At 66.3% G+C, this 946-nt stretch carries 2 protein-coding genes; both read left to right on the plus strand.

From position 1 onward, the window contains the following. Positions 1 to 414: EAL domain-containing protein (locus tag AC1DU6_RS33010; RefSeq protein WP_477862514.1), on the plus strand; the 414-nt coding region annotated here is incomplete at its 5' end. Positions 415 to 447: 33 nt separating this feature from the next. After that, the coding region (locus AC1DU6_RS33015) for a CNNM domain-containing protein (protein WP_477862516.1) at positions 448 to 946 on the plus strand (499 nt) is incomplete at its 3' end.

Consider the following 946-nt stretch of genomic DNA (forward strand, 5'->3'; position numbering starts at 1 on the left):
CTGGAGATCACCGAGGGCGCCATGATGGACGACGCCGAGTCCACCATCGCCAAGATGGCCGAGCTGCGTGCGCTGGGCCTGCACCTGGCCATCGATGACTTCGGCACCGGCTATTCGAGCCTGGCCTATCTGAAGCGCTTTCCCATCAACCGCCTGAAGATCGACCGCGCCTTCGTGCGAGACCTCGGCCAGGACGAGAGCGGTGCGGCCATCGTGCAGGCCATGATTCAGCTGTCGCACAGCCTGGGGATGACCGTGGTCGCGGAAGGCGTTGAGGATGCCAGCCAGGAGGCCTGCCTGCGCAACTGGCATTGCGACGTGATGCAGGGCTTTGGCTATGCGCGCCCGCAGCCCGTGCGAGAGGCGACGGCCTTCCTGGAGCGGTGCAGCCGTGAGGGCGGGATCGCGGAATAAACTGAAGCTCCATTCAGACCTCGGACTCGGCGCTTGACCACCAGCCTGCTGCTGATTGCCCTCCTCATCGCCGCCAGCGCCTTCTTCTCGATGGCCGAGCTGTCACTGGCGGCCTCGCGGCGGCTCAACCTGCAGCAGCGCGCCGACTCCGGCGATGCCCGCGCAGCCAAGGTGCTGGCTGTGCAGGAACACCCGGGCGACTACTTCACCGTCGTGCAAATCGGCGTCAACACGGTCGCCATCCTGGCCGGCATCGTTGGCGAGGGTGCGTTCACGCCGCATTTCGAAGCGGCGCTGCGCCTCGTCGTTTCACCCGAACTGGCCGCGACGCTGGGCTTTGCCGCGTCCTTCATCAGCATCACATCGCTCTTCATCGTGCTGGCCGACCTGGTGCCCAAGCGCTTGTCGATGAACGAGCCGGAGCGCGTCGCCATGACGCTGGTAGGCCCCATGCTGGCCCTGTGCCGCGTGCTGAAGCCCCTGGCCTGGTTGTTCAGCGGCATCACCGAGGGCCTGATCCGCGTGTTGGGCC

Source organism: Roseateles sp. P5_B10 (assembly GCF_056400485.1).